The sequence below is a fragment of the Vreelandella sp. V005 genome (assembly GCF_052645115.1).
In genome coordinates, this window is the sequence record NZ_JBQXYA010000001.1 from 646,876 (window position 1) to 665,272 (window position 18,397).

The following is an 18,397-nucleotide window of genomic DNA, read 5'->3' on the forward strand; positions in this document are numbered from 1 at the left end:
CCTTATAGGGGTCAGTGCTATCACTGTTCGCGATACTGGGCATAGGTATTGCGCGCCCGGTTGAGGTGCTGAAACATCGTTTCGCGGGCAGCTTGAGCATCGCGGGAAAGAATCGCTTCAAGAATGTAAGTGTGCTCTTCCTGCACCCGCTCTAAATAGCGTTCAGAGGAGATTGGATTAATATCAATACTCAACAGCTTGGCGCGAGGAATGACGCTTTGACTCCACTGTTTATAAAAAGATTGAAAAAAAGGATTTTTGGTCGCTGTGGCAATCGCAAAATGGAAAAGATAATCTTCTTCACGCGCTTGTGATTTGGCAGCGTAAGTTTTACTAAACGCAGCATGCTGCGCTTCGAGCCGCTGACGATCTTCATCATCGTAACGTAACGCTGCCAGTTCAGCGGCGGCGGGCTCTAACGTTAAACGTAGCTCCAGTAAATGTAAGATATCTTCGACGGTGGTCGGGTTAATACGCTCAGCAGGCCGCGCCTCGACGGTCGATGAGCGCAGCACCGATGTGCCCACCCCCCGTCGAGTCTCAACTAGACCCAGCGATTTAAGGTGAGTAATTGCCTCGCGTATTACCGTGCGACTAACGCCAAAGGAGTCACACAAGCTGTTCTCGGTAGGTAGTTTATCCCCCACCGCGACCTTGCCCTGAGTGATCAACGCTTCCAGTTGGTCAGCCACATGCACAGATAAGCTGCCCTGCTGTGCCACTTTGCTGACTTGAAGCGGTTTTAGGGCAGATGCCGTTGCGCTAGGTTTGGCCATGAAAGCTGTCCTTCAATAATTTCTCAGTTGTACTATATCGTACAACCCAGAACTGATAGATACTATTAAACGTCGTCAGGGTGCCCTGATTTAGTGAATTTGCCGCCCTGGTAACGCACCGCTAAATCAGACCCATCAATATTACGATCAAGCTCTTCGGTCTCTTCACGCCATGGCTCAGAACTGTCTTTAGGTGCCCAACCCAAGAAGCTGGCATGGGCGTTATCCCACCACTTTTCAGCATTATCGGATACGCCATAAATAACGGTATACCCTAAGCGCGGCGTCACAAAAGCACGCTGTAAGAGGCTGACAAAATCTGCCAAGCTCAGCCAAGTGGCCATCATGCGGGTATCAGCAGGCTTGTCAAAACAAGAGCCAATTCGAACGCTCAGCGTTTCTACGCCAAACTTATCGTGATAGAGGCTAGCGAGATTTTCACCAAAACATTTTGAAACCCCGTAAAGAGAATCCGGCTTTTGTACTACCTGAGTGTCAATGCGCTGATGGCGCTCATAAAAACCAATAGTGTGATTGGAACTAGCAAAAACAATTCTTGGCTTACCCTGCTTTCTTGCTGCCTCATATAGGTGGTATGTCCCCATGATATTGGCCTGCAAAATAGCTTCCCATGGGCTCTCTACCGACATACCACCTAGATGAACGATACCATCGCAATCGTGCACCAGGCCCATCACGGCCTGCATATCATTAAGATCCGCCTGGACGAGCTCTTCACCTTCTCCAGCCTCTCCTAATGGCGCCAAATCAGACAAACGAACATGCTTTGCAAGCATAGATAGATGAGGCCGCAAGCTTTTGCCCAGGCCACCGGCCGCACCGGTAACTAAAATTCTATTTAACATGGGAACTCCTTACTATTTTGTAAAAGCCAGATTAAAAATGCTCAGACTTAAAAGCCATAGAGCACGGCGGGGTTATCTACCAAAATCTTTTGGCGGGCATGCTCGTCAGCCCAGTCGAGCAAGATATCAAGCTGTTCTGCATCATTGGGATACTGCTCACGAGGGACCGCTACATGCGGCCAATTTGAGCCCCAGATAACCCGTTCAGGAGCATGTTGAATAATCCGCTTAGCGATAGGGCTTACATCAGCATACTCAGGCCCGCCGCTTAAACTCGTTTCATAACCGCCGCATATTTTTACCCATGCATTACCGCGATCCAGCAAGCTTAGTATTTGATCCACACGTGGATCATCAACGGCTACCGGCGGCATAAATTTGCCGATGTGATCGATGATGTAATCGGTTTCAATAGCCTTAAGAATCTCCACATAGTCGTTAATCTCACGGCTATTGAATTGCACCATCAAGTGCCAACCAAACGCTTTTATCCGTGCTTCCACGGCGGCTAACCCACTCATCCCGACGGCCCCACCAGGTAACTGCATAATTCTGGCGCCACGGGCACCTTGTGCATGCAGAGCTTCAAGCTGTGATTCAGCAACATCCGGCGCTACCGCCACAATCGCCCTGGCGCGCTCCTGTCCGATTTCCGCCACGCCTTGTAAAATCGAGCGGTTGTCAAATTGGTAAGCATTGGATTGCGTGACCACAACGCGCTCTAGCGAAAGCCGCTGCTGAACCTGTCGGTAGTCGGCAACTGTCGCTAACTCAGCAATGCCTGGACCACCCGGCTGGGCTTCATAGTCGGGTAGATACAGGTGCATATGGCAATCGGTTGCCCCTGCAGGCGCCTTTAGTACCGGTGGCCGCCCTGTTAACGGCCGTGTATTGGTGGGGATAGACAACGTTACTTCTCCCTAAGTGCGTAGGTGGATAGCGCATCACGGTTAATTTCAATCCCCAGCCCGGGGCCATCAGGGATCGTCATCACGCCCTGATGATGCTCTAAAGGGGTCTGTACAACGGCTTGGCGGAAGGGATTTTCAGTGCGGTCGAACTCCATAATGGGTTCGATGGGGTTGCGACGTGGGGGATTAGGTGGCAAAGCTGCCATGAACTGCAGGCTTGCCGCCAAACAGACCGCCGTTCCCCACACATGGGGAACCAAGCGCACGCCATGTAGAGCGGCCATATCAGCCACTCGGCGCATTTCGCTGAACCCGCCGACTCCGCAAATATCCGGTTGCACAATATCCACGGCGCGGCGGACCAACGGCTCGTGCATGGCATAGCGGCCATGCCAGTTTTCACCGCTCGCAACGGGGATTGGCTGACCGGCCCGAACGGCTTCGTAGGTAGAAATTTGTTCAGGCAAAACGGGCTCTTCAAACCAGTCGATACCGAACTGCGCGGCACGCTTGCCTAGCTCAATCGCTTCCAGGTAATCGTAACCATGATTGGCATCGATCATCAGGCGTGTATTCGGGCCGATGGCCTCACGCACAGCGGCAATCACCGCCAAGTCTTCCTCGACATCAAAGCCAATTTTTATTTTGACAGCATGAAAACCATCACGGCGATAGCCAGCTACTTCAGCGGCAATATCGGTGACCCGATCCACACCCTCACGGCGGAAAGAACCCGTTGCGTAGGCGCGTACAGTGTCGCGAAAACGCCCCCCAAGTAGCGTTGATATCGGCACACCAAAGTGCTTGCCTTTTATATCCCACAACGCAATATCAATACCACTCAAGGCCGTCATGGTTAAGCCTCGTTGGCCTTGGTCGCGTAAGCGATTGTAAAGTGTTAGCCACACTTTTTCGGTCTGAAGCGGATCTTCACCTATTAACGACTGAGCATAAACATCGACGATCGCTGCGTTAGGCTTAGCAGGCCCTAAACACTCGCCCCAGCCGGTAGTGCCATCATCACAGATGATTTCGACTAAGCAGTGCTGGCGACGCGAAAAATGCATTGAAGCACTCTCAAACGCCGTTTCAAGTTGGTAGTCGAGTATATGCGTATTTACGGCAACGACTTTCATAATCGATCTCTTCCCCTGGCCACTTGATTGAAAGCAGCTTTTCTAGAGCGGCTTTATTGGAAAAAGCTAGGTAGTGTCAAAGAGATAGCGGGTATGTAAGTCACCATCATTAAAGCAACAAACAGCGCTAAGAAGAAAGGCCAGATAGTGCGCACCGCTTCTTCGATTTTAATTTTCCCAATCACACAACCGACAAACAGACATGCCCCTACCGGTGGCGTACACAAACCAAGCCCCAAATTCATCATTAAAATAATGCCGAATTGAATGGGATCCATCCCAAACTGCATGGCCACGGGGAGAAAAATGGGCGTACAGATAAGGATTAACGCCGCCATATCCATAATCATGCCCAAAATCAATAAGATAATATTGAGCATTAGGAAAATAACTAGCGGCCTGTCGGAAATGGCCATTAACCCTGTCGTCAGCATTTCCGGAACGTTGTAGAGCGCTAGCAGGTAGGAAAAGGCCGATGCGCACCCGACTAAGATCATTACAAGCGAGGTGGTTTTAACAGCCTGAACCACCGCCGCCTTAAACGATGCCCAAGTCAATTCGCGGTAAACCAAACCGGTCACCACAATGGCATAGATAGCTCCGAAGGCACCCGATTCCGTCACGGTTAGAATGCCTGACAGCACCCCACCCACGATGATGACAGCCGTCATCAGGCCAGGCAGCGAGGCGACAAAACTAATCATCAACGCATACCAACCAGGGAATGCTTCACCTTTATAGCCGCGTTTCACCGCAACAACGTAGGCAGCAACCGCTAGGCTAAGGCACATCAAAATCCCTGGAACAATACCAGCGATAAATAACTGGGTAACGGAAATACCGCCGCCTGCCGCTACCGCATAAAGAATCATGTTATGGCTAGGTGGAATCACGACACCCGCAATGGATGATGTCACGGTAACGTTAACCGCATAGTCGGCATCATAGCCTTTCTCTTTCATTACCGGGATCAGGATAGAACCCAAAGCAGAGGTATCCGCTACTGCCGAGCCGGAAATTCCCCCGAATAGCATGGAAGAGCTTATATTCACCATTCCCAAACCACCGCGCACTTTGCCCACCATCGCCGATGCTAAGCGCACCAGGCGAGTGGAGATACCGCCATGCATCATTAACTCACCGGCAAAGATAAAGAAGGGAATCGCGAGTAATGAAAAAACGGAAATACCGGAGAGAATGCGCTGAAAAGCCACAAACAATGGCAAGCCTTCATAGAGAAAGGTAACAACGGCGGCTAAGCCAACAGCAAACGCAACCGGCGCGCCAACTATAAGCCCTAGGAAAAAGATCCCGAAAAGAATAATAAGACCCATCGTTTATACCCTCTTAACTTTTCGAGTCAGTAAGCGCTGCGCCATATCAGAGGCTGCAAAAAGCATGATTAATACACCACATATGACTAGGGGAGCTGCACGCCAACTTTCTGATAATCCTATCATCGGAATAGCTCTGTTCAGGTTTGACATGACGAGTGTCCATCCCTGAAAGGCCATAAATCCGCCAAAGGAAAGAATAAAAAGGTCAGCAAGGTGATGCATTAAGCTACGTAAAGGACCGCTAAAACTCTCGCGTATAAAATCGATATTAAGATGACTATGATGCCTGACACCTGCCGCTGCGCCTAAACAGGTGATATACACAACCAGCACTAACGAGGCCTGTTCAACCCACGTAGGAGTATTGTTAAGTACATATCTGCCAAAGACTAACCATCCAAAGATAGCAATCAAGGCAACTAACAAAATACCCGCTACCAGAATGCATAAATTGGCAACACTATCTAAAATTCGATTCAGTGAGCCGCTATGTTCTGCGTCTTCTTTATCGACCGACGATTCAAGTTCGATACTCACGGCACATTTCCTTTTTAACTTCCGACAGCGACTATATAACCGCTAGCTAACTGCCGGAAGCGTATGGGTGTCAGTATTACTCGGTGGCGCGAATTTCCTCGATCAGTTCACCCGTGCCAGGGTTGTTGGCGATAAATTCCTCATACATAGGCTCCATAAGGGCCTGGAAGGCGGCTTTATCGTCTACTTCGTTAATCTCAACACCATAATCGAGAACGATCTGACGACTCTCTTCGGAACTTTCCACCCACAGCTCACGCTGACGCGCGGAAGCCTCTTCGGCAACTTCACGAACAATTTGTTGATCTTCTTCCGAGAGTTCCTCCCAGCTGGATTTAGCCACACATAAGCATTCAGGAATAATCAAGTGCTCGGTTAACGAGTAGTAACCCGTTGCTTCATAGTGGTTGCTTGACTCAAAAGAGGGATAGTTATTTTCAGCACCATCAAGTACGCCGGTGGTTAAGCTTTGGTACACCTCACCGTAAGACATCGGTGTAGCGTTACCGCCCATGGCGGCAATCATGTCGACGTAAAGATCGTTGTTCATTACCCGGATCTTCAAACCTTCGACATCTTCAGGCGTTTTGATAGGGCGCTGGGTGTTATAAATACTACGAGCACCTGAATCGAACCAAGAAAGCACCACCAAGCCTTTATCTTCTAGCGCATCAGCAAAGCGCTCGCCAATTTCACCGTCCATTACCGTATGCATATGTTCAACATCATTGAACAGAAAGGGTAACGAGAACACATTGGTTTCTGGAACGATCGGCCCCATCGGGCCCATATTAAAATTGGCAAAATCCAGCGCCCCGTTGCGGGTTTGCTCGATAGCGTCGGACTGATCCCCCAGTACCGCATTGTTGTAAACACGTGGGTTAACGCGCCCTTCCGTTTGCTCCGCCACGGCGTCTGCAAATTCTTCTAAAGCCGTGGTGTTGGGGTAACCGTCAGGGTGAATATTCCAGCCGCGCCAGTCTTCTGCTTGGGCAGGTAGCGCTATGGCGACTAATGCAGCCACGCCGGCGATGGGGGCTAACGTTTTTAAAGTGCGACCTTTGATAAAGCTGGCTTTCATGCAGTTGTTGTGTGTACGCATGTCTAACATCCTCTTATTATTGGCGTTTATTTATTAACACTTGTTGGTAGGGTAGAAATTTATGAGTGCTTTTTTGCTGCGTTGATAAGGGCTTCAAGTGTCAGGCATTCATCGCTGGTCGGCATAGACAGTGGTGCGCGGACACTACCGGCGGGCCTACCTACGATTTCAGCACCTGCTTTGATGAGGCTAACGGCATAGCCTGCTTTTCGATCCCTGAGGTCCACAAAAGGAATAAAGAAGTCGTTGGTGATCTGCTTCACCACGTCTTTATTACCCTTACGTAACTCCTTGTAAAACGTCACGGCCATTTCCGGTACAAAGTTGAAAACGGCTGAAGAGTAAGTATTCACACCGATGGAGACATAGGCTTCGGCAAAAATTTCAGCTGTCGGCACGCCACCGATATACACCAAGCGATCACCCACGGTTTTGATGATTTTGTTTAACGCCTGAATATCACCTTTGCCATCTTTTAGCCCTACTAAATTAGGGCAGTGGTCGGCGAGTTGCTGAACCGAAGAGGCGTTTAAAATACCGTTACCGCGGTTGTAATAAATCACGTTGATGGCGGTGGCATCACAAATCTGGCGAGCATACTCGACCAAGCCGTCTTGTGGGCACTCGGTGAGGTAGGGGGGCATTAAAAGGATGCCGTCTGCACCCGCCTCTTCCGCTGCTTTTGCAAAAGCTTTGCCGGTCTCTATGCTTAAGCCCGCACTGGCGATTACTGGCAAACGCCCGTCGATCACCTCGACAGCGACTCGGACAATGTCACGATACTCATCAAGCGAGAGACTGAAAAACTCGCCCGTCCCACCCGCCACGAAGACCGCCGAGATCTCGTGGCTAATGAACCACTCAAGTCGCTTGCGATAGCTCGCTTCATCGAAACGGCCTTGACTATTGAAATCGGTGATAGGGAACGATAGCAGGCCATCCCCAATGGCATTCGTTACTGCTTCTCTTGAAAACGTCACGTTGAGCCCTCGTTATGAATGCGTTGGCGTGGAATGAGCAAGTACTTGTCCTTAGCCAACATGCTATGTAATACATCATACAACCATAAAGATAAGTACCTAGCCATTAAGGCGCAAGCAGAACTATCAAAAATTAAACCAAAGTAGCAGCCATCAACTTACCAACGACGCCCCCTTCGAACGATGTGTAAGCGTAACTTTGAAAAGACAAGCATTTTTATCCTTTACGGATCGATGCGTAAATTTTTTATTGATAAGATGTATGATGTAATACAGCATGGTTGGGTAAGAGTACTGAGAGACACTGGGAGTAAGATGAACGATAAAGCGATTAAGGACGCTTCAGAGGGGGTCGGCCCTGTAGCTGGATTGAAGCCTATGTCTACTGCCATGCAGGAATTTGTGCGCCAGATTTGCCCAACGCTAAAGTTACGCTTTCCCCGAACCGGCGACCCTAGTGATTTTGCCGATATTGTCTCGGATGCGTCTTGTATCGTCACACGAGGTCTGCCTTTCCCTGCCAGCCTGCTGAAACAGGCAAAAGCGGTTCGTTTTATCCATCAATGGCGCACAGGAACCGCCCTCCTCCAACAACCCTCTTCTCACGCTCGACAGTGCCGTAACCCTGCCCCATGCCAGCGGAATGACGCGTGACAATCTGGTTCGCATGGTGACCCACTGGGCAATCAACATTAGGCCTTTGATCGAGGAGTGCCTATTAATCCAACCTGCCTCGTTGACTAATTTGAAGGTTTTAACAGCGTTCGAAAGCATGCTTGATTACTTCCGTTTCCATCGCCATTCAGCCTTCTCATTTAGGCTATTTAACTATCAAGGAGTATGACTATGCTATATGACCACCGCACTTATACCTGCACACCTGGCACGCTGAAGAAGCAAATGGCGCTCTACGAAGAGCATGGCTGGCCTATCCAGAAACGCCACCTGGGTGAGCCTCTACTATATGGGCCGGTCGAAACCGGCAACGTCAATTCGTATGTACACATCTGGATATTTAAGGACGCCGCTGACCGTAGCCAAAAGCGCGCCGCCATGCAAAGCGACCCGGAATGGGCCGCCTATCTCAAGAAAAGTGCTGAGGCGGGTTACCTCATCAGTCAGGAAAACAAGCTCGTTATTCCCGCCCCTTTCTTCAACGATTGATCCTTTAGGCGTTGTGCTTCGCTGAACGCAGCGCCGTAACGGTAGTCCGTGTCGAAATTCGCTCGGGGTCGGTCACCAGCTCAATCACGGCGGGGCGACCCGACGCTATGGCCCGCTCTAGAGCGGGCTTGAAGCTGCCCGTAGCGCAGACTCGCTCGAAATGGGCTCCAAGCCCCTCGGCCAATTGGCCGAAATCCGGATTTACGAGATCGGTACCCGAAACGCGGTTGGGATGCTCACGCTCCTGATGCATACGAATTGTGCCGTAAGTACCATTATTGAATAGCAGCACGATGGGCCGCCCGCCATGCTGCACGGCGGTCGCGATCTCGACACCACTCATCATGAAACCGCCATCGCCGACGAACGCCAACACACACTTATTGGGTTCACGGAGGGATGCCGCTACGGCGGCAGGTACCGAATAGCCCATCGCGCCACAGGTGGAACCAATAATACGACCGGGACGCTGATAGGCTAGAAAGCGTTGCGCCCAGCCGGTGTGATTGCCTGCATCTAACGTCACAATGCACTCTTTTGGCAAGCTATCGCGCACTGCGTGCAGTGCCGCTCCCATATCGAGGGGGTGGTCATGCGCAGGAGGCAACGTATCGGCCAAGTACTCATCGCGAAGGGTTTTGCACCATTCACTCCAACGGCTGCGCTGTTTCCAATCTTGAGTTGCTAACGCTGCGGCCAGCTTATCAGGGGCTGCAACAACGCCCAGCGCCGGGCTAAATACACGGCCTATTTCATCGGGGTCAATATGCACATGGACAAGCGTCTGGCTGGGATTGGGAGCAGTCAGCGTAGTGTAGGTTCGAGTGGTCATCTCACCGAGCCGGGCACCGACGACGAATAGCAGATCTGCCTCGGCAAGGCGTTTAATCAGTGATGGCACCACGGCGGTGCCAAAATCACCGGCATAGCACGCTGACGCGTTGTCCAGGATATCCTGGCGACGAAACGAGCAAGCCACTGGAATGCCGTTAGTTTCAGCGAAGGTGCGTATCTGCACACAGGACTCATCCGTCCATCCAGCCCCACCTACCAACATCATGGGACGCTCGGCACGCGCTACCCGGGCTGCGATTTCCTCAATGTCTTCCACAGCGACGCCCGGTCGCGAGGCTGTATAGGGCGGGGCATCATCAACTTCGACAATATCGGTCAGCATGTCCTCGGGCAGCGCCAGCACCACCGGACCTGGTCGGCCAGAGGTAGCAACCCGAAAGGCGCGCGCCATATATTCTGGGATTCGTCGAGCATCCTCGATCTGGGCGACCCATTTGGCTATCCCACCAAACATGGTCCGGTAGTCGATTTCCTGAAAGGCTTCTCGATCCATTGAGCCTCGATCGACCTGGCCGACCAAAAGAATCATTGGTGTCGAATCTTGCTGGGCAATATGGACACCAATAGCGGCATGGCAGGCACCTGGGCCTCTTGTCACCAGGCATATACCGGGGCGACCCGTCAGCTTTCCATAGGCCTCAGCCATATTCGCCGCACCCGCCTCATGTCGCGCATTATAGAGGGTAAAATGCTCGCGCTGATCATAAAGGGCATCGAGCACTTCCAAGTAGCTCTCCCCCGGCACGCAATAGCCGCTATCAGCGCCATGTATGAGAAGTTGGTCAACCAGTACTTTTCCCCCGGTACGCGGTAAGGGGCGAGTTTTTGTTGTCATGTTGGCATCCTAAGGGCTGAGGTGAGCGCCTCCAGCCGTTCGTAATGGTCAGTACGGGAGGCGCTTATCGAATAAGAGAACCAAACTCTGTTGCTTGCAAACTAGGGAGTGGCGTTAAGCTTTGGCTTTTTGCGCAGAATCAGATAAGCAAAGACGACAGTCAGCGCCAGAAAAGCCAAACTGTCCAGGCTCGTCAGAAAGACAATCGGGTTACCGTCATTAAACGACAAGGATCGGCGCAGATACTGCTCCAGGTCCGGCCCTAGGATAAAGCCCAACAGCATGGCCACTACCGAATAATTATGTTTGCGCAGGAAGAAGGCCAGCACGCCAAATATCAGCGCCAGAAACATCTGAAAAATGGAGTAAGTTGCCACGTAGCTGCCAACGAGCGCCACCACGGCAATAGCACTGTAGAGCAGCCCACGAGAAATCGAGACGATACGAATAAAGTACGGCCCGAACAGAAACAGCGTCAGCGGGATGAGGATCAACGCGCTCACAAACAAAGAGGCAAACATCGGTGCGATCAGGTCGGCCTGCTGTTCAATGAGGCGTGGCCCTGGCTGCAAGCCATTGATCACCAAAACGCCAAGCACGATAGCGGTGGTTGGATCGCCTGGAATCCCGAACATCAGCATCGGCACGAAGGCACCCCCGCACATGGAGTTATTAGCCGATTCGGCCGCCGCAATCCCTTCGCGACTGCCGTTGCCATACTCCTCGGGCTTCTTCGAACCGCGCTTGGCGTCGGCATAGGCCACGAAAGCAGCCATCGAGCCACCCGCGCCAGGTAGAATGCCAATGGCATAGCCAATGAAAGCACTCTTGATATAGGTAAAGAAGCCCACCTCACGGATTTCAGACCAAGGAGGAATAAAATCGCGCCGACGAATTTTTAAGCCTTTCGCCCGCTTTAGCGTCCCTTCCAGTGAAAGGTTCCAGTTCTGCGCTTGCACCAGTAGCTCACTGACCGCAAACGCACCGATCACCACCGGCATTAAGCCAATACCTTCGACCAGCAGTTCAGTGCCAAACTCAAAGCGTGGAATTGGCTGAAGCACATCGATTCCTACCGTGGCCAGCATGATGCCTAGTGTCGTGGCAACAATTCCTTTAGCAATGGCCCCTTTATCGACAAGGATGATCACCACCAGCGCGAAGAGCACAAGCGAGAATTTACCCGGCGTGCGGATCAATAGCGCCAGTTCACCGGCAATCGGCATGAACGCCATCAGCAATAATGCGCCGACTGAGCCACCAATCATTGAGCCAAGCGCCGCATGGCCTAGCGCATTGGCACCGTGCCCTTTTAACATCAAGGCGTTACCTTCCACGGCGGTCATCATAGAGGATGGCGCACCGGGGATATTGATGGTCGTGGCAGTGATACTGCCAGAGTACATCCCCGCCATGAAAATCGAGGCGCACATGACCAATGCAGGTACCACATCAATCGTATACGTAATGGGCAATAAGAGAGCGATCGCCAGCACGGAGGTAAGACCAGGCATCGCACCAAAAAAAGTACCAATCAAAAACCCGGCAATCATGAAGCCAAGTACTTCCCAGCTTAGCAACGCTTCAAAACCACCCAGAAAACTAACAAAGGTCTCCATTAGAACCCTCCTAACACGGGAGGCAGGCGCACTCCGAAAATACCGGCAAACAACCCATAAAAGAGAGCCGTAACCGCGATCACATAAAATACAAAGAAGGCGGGTCGATGTTTTTCGAAGTCAAAGATAAGAAAGAGTGCCACGACGAAACCCAACGTGGCGGGCACATATCCCAAGGGATGAAACACGCCGATATAGATGGCTGTCGCGACGACAATCAGCAATGGCCTTAGCAAAGAGCCGCCAGCATCCGCCTCTGCTTCTTTTCGCCATTCACCCACTATCACCACGACCAGCGCCGCATACATGATGAACGCCATCAGGATAGGCATGAAGCGCGGTCCCACGAAGGTGTCGCCACCAAACTGTGAGCGTATACTCAAGGCTTCCGCCAGGTAGATCGTAGTCAATATCAGCAGGCAGGCTGGAAAAAGCACGGCCGACCTTCTGAATCGTTCGACGTTATTCATGAACTCAAAATCCTCTAATTGAGCTAGTCGTGGCGCCAGTAACTGACGCCACGCTCTTTGAGCTGCGAATTACTTGGACATTACGCCTGATTCAACCAGTGCATCCATTTCGCTGAACAACGATTCGGCCGTTTCATCAGCCCAGGCAGTCACCTCATCAGTGCCGAGCCAGTTAGGCGTCACCCCTACATTAGTCACCCACTCCTGAAACTCTTCGCTGTCATACGCCGTTTTGTAAGCGCTTTCTAATATAGTAATGGCTTCTTCGGGGGTATCTGCTGGTGCTGCGAAAACGATAAAGCTACCGATCTGAAGGTCGATCCCTTCGTCGGCTGTGGTGGGAACATCGGGATATGTCGGGTTCTGCGTATCGGAGAACTCAACGAGACCGCGCACGGTGCCATCTTCCAGAAGGTTGGAAAAATCGCCCAGGCTGGTCAATGCAACATCGACTTCATCGGATAGGATGGCTTCTTTTTGCGGGGCAGCACCACCGGGATAGGAGACGATTCTGAACTTCGTACCGGTCAATTCCTGGAGTTGCAGGATCGCTAGGTGGATGCGCCCGCCCAGATTCTGGATCGCAATACGAATCTCACCAGGATTAGCCTTAGCCGCCTCAATAAGGTCGTGAATAGTTTGGTATTCAGAATCGGCATCAACCACGATGGCATCGGGTTCGCTGGTTACGCGAGCAATCAGCTTCAACTTATCAACATCGTAACTCGGCAACATGTTTTGCCAAGGTACGGTCACCAAGCTGTCGTAGGTCAACGCACCGATGGTATAGCCATCTGGCCGTGAACTCATGAGTTGCCCAATACCGGTAGCGCTCACACCGCCCTCAATGTTTTCTGCATACATAGCAACATCAAGGCTATCTTCGGCGATGGTGGTCAGCTTACGGACGATACCATCGGTGCCACCACCAGCTCCCCACGGCACAATGACGCGAATATCGCGTTCAGGGTAGTCAGCTAGCGCCGCTCCCGATAGTGAGGGTAAAGCGACAGCAGCTGCCAGTAGCAGTATGGCTTGGTTATTTTTGTACATAGTTTAACTCCTCATTAAATACGTCTTGTTATGCGTTTTTGGATAATGTTCTCTTGTGCATCAAGCGCTGCAAGTAGCTAACAAGCCAGTTCACGCTAAAGGTTTCACGACTCCTATCATTAAGGTAATACATCATACAACTTGAAACTTAGTGTTTTGTTGTGAGGACTGCAATAGAGAGATGTAAAGAATAGACCAAAGTCGGTCACTCACTTCCTTGGCCTCATCTCCCTATGGCAATACCTATCACTTACTCCACCATTGTAAAAAATCGGTACTAACGAGCGAGCGCCGGTCGCTTGGGGTCAAACTCCCATCCAGGGATCAGAAACTGCATGGCCATGGCATCATTTCGCTGGGTGGTATCAAGCGACTTATAAAGGTTGTGCGCCTCCATCAACTTCTCTTCGTCGAGCTCAACGCCCAACCCTGGCGTAGTGGGAACCTTCAGCTTGCCATCACGAATGAGTAAAGGATTTTTCGTAATACGTTGGCCGTCTTGCCAGATCCAATGAGTATCAATGGCGGTAATCTTGCCCGGGCATGCAGCGGCAACATGCGTCATCATGGCTAGCGAGATATCGAAATGGTTATTACTGTGAGAGCCCCAGGTCATGCCCCATTCGTTGCAAAGCTCGCCAACCATTACCGCTCCCTGCATGGTCCAGAAGTGGCAGTCAGCCAGCGGGATATCTACCGAGTTAAGCTGCACGGCATACTGCAATTGCTTGAAGTCGGTGGCGATCATGTTGGTCGCGGTGGGCAGGCCGGTGCGCTTTTTGAACTCAGCCATGGTTTCACGTCCGGAGTAGCTCTCTTCCTGGCCGCAGGGATCTTCAGCATAGCTGAGCAGATGCTTGATCGGGTCGAGCACGCGTACCGCTTCGTCGAGCTTCCAGGCCCCGTTGGGGTCAAGCGTCAACCGCGCTTCGGGGAAAGCTTCGTGGAGCGCGCGGATGCAGTCGGCTTCTTCCTCGCCGCGCAGCACGCCGCCTTTGAGCTTGAAGTCCTTGAAGCCATAGCGTTCATAGGCAGCTTTGGCCAAATTTGCGACTGCCTCCGGGGTAAGCGCTTCTTTATAGCGCACTTCATCCCAGGCATCTTTCGGGTTCTCGGCCTTGGGATAAGGCAGGTCGGTCTTAGCCGGATCACCGAGCAAGAACAGATACCCAAGGGCCTCGACTTCATCACGCTGACGGCCATACTGCCCCAGCAGATCAGCCACCGGCATGCCCAACGCTTGACCGAACAGATCAAATAGCGCCGACTCGATAGCAGTGATCACGTGAACCGCCACACGCAGATCGAAGGTCTGGCGACCGCGCTCTTCACGGCCGTTACGAGCCAGAACCTGACGTGCCTGATTCAGCGTCTGCTTGACGTTATTGACGTGCGAGCCTTCGACGAGCGACCGGCACTGCTCCAAGCCATTGAGGATACCGTTGCTTGAAGGGATCTCGCCGACCCCTTGGTTACCGGCGTCATCTTCGAGAATCAACACACAGCGGATAAACCAGGGTGCATGGCCACCGCTCAGATTAAGCAAAAAACCATCATAGCCGGCGACCGGCACAACACGCATGGATTTGATCTTGGGAAACATATCGCTCTTGCCTCTTAAATAATCAGCCCATTGAGGGGTTATGTCACGGGTGCCGGATTAAACAACACCAAATCATTATGAATACCTAGCCGGTCGGCGGCAGCCTGTTGGCGTCCACTTGCTACATCAAGAATGAGGTAAAAAAGCTCCCAGCCCACCGTTTCGATGCTAGCCTCACCAGTGGCGATGCGTCCCGCATCAAGATCGATAAGGTCGTGCCAACGTTTTCCTAGCGCCGAGTTGGTGGAAACCTTCAGCACCGGCACCATGGCTAACCCATAAGGTGTGCCACGACCGGTGGTGAACACCTGCAGGTTCATCCCTGCGGCTAACTGAAGCGTGCCACAGATGAAGTCGCTGGCGGGGGTGGCGGCAAACGTCAGTCCCTTGCGGCGTAGCCGTTCACCGGGGCCGATGACATCAACAATCGGCGAATTGCCAGACTTGATCACCGAGCCCAGCGCCTTCTCAACAATATTGGAAAGCCCCCCCTTCTTGTTGCCCGGTGAGGTATTCGCGCTCCGATCTGCCTGGCCTTGAGCGAGGTAGTTGTCGTACCACGCCATCTGCTCAATCAACGCCCTGCCCACGTCTTCGTCAACAGCACGCGGGGTTAACAGGTGGATGGCATCGCGCACCTCAGTCACCTCTGAGAACATCACGCTACCGCCAGCCCGCACAATCAAGTCGGTGGCAAAGCCCACCGCAGGATTGGCCGTCACTCCGGAAAAGGCATCGCTGCCGCCACACTGCATTCCGACCACCAGTTCGGAAGCGGGACAGGTTTCGCGTTGACGGCGATTGAGTCGTTCAAGGTGACGTTCGGCCATGGCCAGAATACCTTCGACCATCTCGCCAAAGCCCTGAAAGGAGTCATCCTGCAGGCTCAGCACGTTGGCTTCAGGGTCGGCCGCCTCGGTGTTTTGGTAAATCTTGACTGGCCGGTCGGCCATCAGCGTCGACGGCTGTAGCTTTTCACACCCCAAGCCGATCACCATTATTTCATTGCCGAAATTAGGGTTCAGCGAAATGTTTTTAAGCGTTCGAATCGGCACGATGGCCGCCGGCGCATTAATCGCTACCCCGCAGCCATAGGAGTGGTTGAGCCCCACCACATCATCCACGTTGGGAAATCGCGGCAGCAGCTCGCGCTTGATCCGCTGCACGACAAAGTCAACGGTGCCCGCCACACACTGCACACTGGTGGTAATACCCAGCACGTTCTTGGTGCCTACGCTGCCATCCGGATTGCGGAAGCCTTCAAAGGTGTACCCTTCAAGTGGCTCGGCCTCTGGGGCGGGCCGGGTCGCAAGTGGTAGATCCGCAAGCGGAGGCGGGGTAGGCATGTGTAAGTTGGTCTCGCTGACGTGACCGCCCCGTGGAATAGGGGTGGCCGCCGTTCCAATAACCTCACCGTAGCGAATAATTCGCTCACCTTCCGCCAAATCCGCAAGGGCCACCTTATGGCCCTGTGGAACAGCCATTGTGGTGGTAATGCCTCCCTCAATGGCAGTGCCTTCAGCGAGTCCGCCCTGCTCGACCACAATAGCCACGTTGTCGTCGGGGTGTACTTGTATCACGCGCCTACTAGTCGTTGTTTGTGTCATGTCCTTTCCCTGAGGCTGAATGTGTACTGCCCGTTATCTGAGTCAGCTCCATTTTTTGTCTAGCGCGGGACTTGAAGCCCATGACGATTGCGAACATTAGCGAGGCAGCGATTAATCCCCACAACACCATGGCGATAGGGCTCTTGGTGAAAAAGATCGAATAGGTGCCGAACGATTCCAGACTCTTGACGAAGTAGATTTCTGCCTGGCTCCCCAAGATAAAACCTATGATGAGCGGGGCGACCTCCAGGCCGAACTTCTGAACCAGGTAGCCTAAAATACCGAAAATAAGCAGTGTCCAGACATCAAACATAATCCCGTAGTTGATGGCATAGGCACCGACCACACACATCATCACAATGATGGGAAAAAGAAGATGCTTGGGCACCATCACCACTTTGGCGATGTACTTAATGGCATAGAACATTAAGAAGAACATCACGATATTGGCGAACACCAGCGCCGTCATCATGATGTACCAAGTATCTGTATTTTCGGGAATAAATAGCGGTCCGACCTGGATCCCCTGCAGCGTAAACGCGCCAATCAGAACAGCCGTGGTTGAGTCACCGGGAATACCCAACGACAGCAATGGAATTAAGGCACCACCGGTCAACGCATTATTGGCTGACTCCGAGGCGATAAGCCCCTGGGGAGCCCCTTTGCCCATTTGCGAGGCATCCCGCGTTAGATTTTTCTCTTGGGTATACGCCAACACGGAAGCGGCGCTGCCCCCGACGCCCGGCAGCATGCCAACAAAAGTACCGATAAAGGAAGAACGCACCAAGTTCGTCAGGCGCCCGTTAAAGATCGACAGTGAAAAGCCGCCCCCTTTGCTAAGCTTGATGCGTTCGTTGACCAGCCCACTCTTGGCCCCCTTTTCCGCCTCAAGCAAAATGGTAGATATACCAAAGACACCGATCAGCACCGGCAAAAGTGAAAACCCTTCAAATAAGTAGGGTTCCATAAAATCGAACATCAATCGGGTTTTGCCATTACCGCCATCAGAGATGCTGTAGTCACCAATCAGACTCAGCCAGATACCAATAACGCCACTAAAGATACCAATCAGCATGCTGCTGGAAAGCGACGCGATGACACTTAACGCCAGCAAGATAATCAGAAACTTCTCCACGTAGGAGAACTTGATCGAGAAATCGGCCAGCACAGGCGCAAAAAAGAAGAGTATAGCGGCACTGATAAGACCGCCGACAACAGAGGCAACAACGCAAATCTTCAGCGCTTTCTCACCCTGGCCCTTTTGAGCCATGGGGTAGCCATCAAAGGTAGTAGTGATGGAAGACGGCGTACCAGGAATGTTGAGCAGAACCGCTGGCACCATGCCACCCGAGATGCCCCCCACGTATAGGCCTAGAAGCAACGCCAAGCCGTGGTTAAGACCCAATGCATACGTCAAAGGCAGACACACGGCCACCGCCATCGTGGCAGTCATGCCCGGGATAGCACCGAAAATGATGCCGACCAGAGCACCCAGGCCAGCGAGAAGAAAGAACGTTATGTCAAGAAGTGACAGGAATTCCATAGG

Annotated in this window: 17 protein-coding genes; 2 read left to right on the plus strand and 15 right to left on the minus strand. The window is 52.2% G+C overall.

From position 1 onward, the window contains the following. Window positions 1-20 precede the first annotated feature (20 nt). The 8 genes from ACUN8H_RS02960 to kdgD all read right to left on the minus strand — a co-directional run bounded on the left by ACUN8H_RS02960 (window position 21) and on the right by kdgD (window position 7,645). Window positions 21-776, minus strand: a complete 756-nt coding sequence (locus tag ACUN8H_RS02960; RefSeq protein ID WP_339882340.1) for a FadR/GntR family transcriptional regulator — start codon at window positions 774-776, stop codon at window positions 21-23. Window positions 777-841: 65 nt separating this feature from the next. Then, window positions 842-1,642, minus strand: coding sequence for an NAD-dependent epimerase/dehydratase family protein (locus tag ACUN8H_RS02965; RefSeq protein WP_445530675.1), 801 nt, complete (start codon window positions 1,640-1,642; stop codon window positions 842-844). A 47-nt stretch (window positions 1,643-1,689) separates the two neighbouring features. Next, window positions 1,690-2,550, minus strand: coding sequence for an amidohydrolase family protein (locus ACUN8H_RS02970; RefSeq protein ID WP_445530676.1), 861 nt, complete (start codon window positions 2,548-2,550; stop codon window positions 1,690-1,692). Window positions 2,551-2,552: 2 nt separating this feature from the next. Next, entirely contained in the window at window positions 2,553-3,689 is a 1,137-nt protein-coding gene (locus tag ACUN8H_RS02975; protein ID WP_445530677.1) for a mandelate racemase/muconate lactonizing enzyme family protein, read from the minus strand. A gap of 53 nt (window positions 3,690-3,742) precedes the next feature. Beyond that, window positions 3,743-5,023, minus strand: a complete 1,281-nt coding sequence (locus tag ACUN8H_RS02980) for a TRAP transporter large permease (protein ID WP_445530678.1) — start codon at window positions 5,021-5,023, stop codon at window positions 3,743-3,745. Between the two features lie 3 nt (window positions 5,024-5,026). Then, complete coding sequence (locus ACUN8H_RS02985) at window positions 5,027-5,563, minus strand: TRAP transporter small permease (RefSeq protein WP_445530679.1); 537 nt, start codon at window positions 5,561-5,563, stop codon at window positions 5,027-5,029. Window positions 5,564-5,639: 76 nt separating this feature from the next. Next, window positions 5,640-6,665, minus strand: coding sequence for a TRAP transporter substrate-binding protein (locus ACUN8H_RS02990; RefSeq protein ID WP_445530680.1), 1,026 nt, complete (start codon window positions 6,663-6,665; stop codon window positions 5,640-5,642). A gap of 59 nt (window positions 6,666-6,724) precedes the next feature. Next, window positions 6,725-7,645, minus strand: a complete 921-nt coding sequence (gene kdgD, locus ACUN8H_RS02995; protein WP_445530681.1) for a 5-dehydro-4-deoxyglucarate dehydratase — start codon at window positions 7,643-7,645, stop codon at window positions 6,725-6,727. Between the two features lie 378 nt (window positions 7,646-8,023). Between kdgD and ACUN8H_RS03000 the strand changes: the two genes are divergently transcribed. Next, window positions 8,024-8,299 carry a hypothetical protein gene (locus ACUN8H_RS03000; protein ID WP_445530682.1) on the plus strand — a complete coding sequence of 92 codons (276 nt, stop codon included), beginning with the start codon at window positions 8,024-8,026 and terminating at the stop codon, window positions 8,297-8,299. A 192-nt stretch (window positions 8,300-8,491) separates the two neighbouring features. Then, complete coding sequence (locus ACUN8H_RS03005) at window positions 8,492-8,809, plus strand: NIPSNAP family protein (RefSeq protein WP_445530683.1); 318 nt, start codon at window positions 8,492-8,494, stop codon at window positions 8,807-8,809. A 4-nt stretch (window positions 8,810-8,813) separates the two neighbouring features. On the opposite strand, the gene ACUN8H_RS03010 is transcribed toward ACUN8H_RS03005, so the two are convergent. From ACUN8H_RS03010 to ACUN8H_RS03040, 7 genes are all read right to left on the minus strand, one after another. Further along, the gene (locus ACUN8H_RS03010; RefSeq protein WP_445530684.1) at window positions 8,814-10,499 is read right to left on the minus strand and encodes a thiamine pyrophosphate-binding protein; all 1,686 of its coding nucleotides are present in this window, start codon (window positions 10,497-10,499) and stop codon (window positions 8,814-8,816) included. Window positions 10,500-10,600: 101 nt separating this feature from the next. After that, on the minus strand, window positions 10,601-12,118 hold the full coding sequence (locus ACUN8H_RS03015) for a tripartite tricarboxylate transporter permease (protein WP_445530685.1): 1,518 nt from the start codon (window positions 12,116-12,118) through the stop codon (window positions 10,601-10,603). Beyond that, the gene (locus ACUN8H_RS03020; protein ID WP_445530686.1) at window positions 12,118-12,588 is read right to left on the minus strand and encodes a tripartite tricarboxylate transporter TctB family protein; all 471 of its coding nucleotides are present in this window, start codon (window positions 12,586-12,588) and stop codon (window positions 12,118-12,120) included. Before ACUN8H_RS03020 ends, ACUN8H_RS03015 begins: the two co-directional genes overlap by 1 nt. 69 nt (window positions 12,589-12,657) lie before the next feature. Then, the gene (locus ACUN8H_RS03025; RefSeq protein ID WP_445530687.1) at window positions 12,658-13,641 is read right to left on the minus strand and encodes a Bug family tripartite tricarboxylate transporter substrate binding protein; all 984 of its coding nucleotides are present in this window, start codon (window positions 13,639-13,641) and stop codon (window positions 12,658-12,660) included. A gap of 277 nt (window positions 13,642-13,918) precedes the next feature. Continuing rightward, window positions 13,919-15,244, minus strand: a complete 1,326-nt coding sequence (locus ACUN8H_RS03030) for an enolase C-terminal domain-like protein (RefSeq protein ID WP_445530688.1) — start codon at window positions 15,242-15,244, stop codon at window positions 13,919-13,921. A 38-nt stretch (window positions 15,245-15,282) separates the two neighbouring features. Then, window positions 15,283-16,851 (minus strand): galactarate dehydratase, encoded by a 1,569-nt coding sequence (gene garD, locus ACUN8H_RS03035; protein WP_445530689.1) that lies wholly within the window; start codon window positions 16,849-16,851, stop codon window positions 15,283-15,285. Then, a complete protein-coding gene (locus tag ACUN8H_RS03040) occupies window positions 16,832-18,394 on the minus strand; it encodes a tripartite tricarboxylate transporter permease (RefSeq protein WP_445530690.1) in 1,563 nt (520 codons plus the stop codon). The genes garD and ACUN8H_RS03040 overlap by 20 nt, the downstream gene beginning before the upstream one ends. Between the last annotated feature and the right edge of the window lie 3 nt (window positions 18,395-18,397).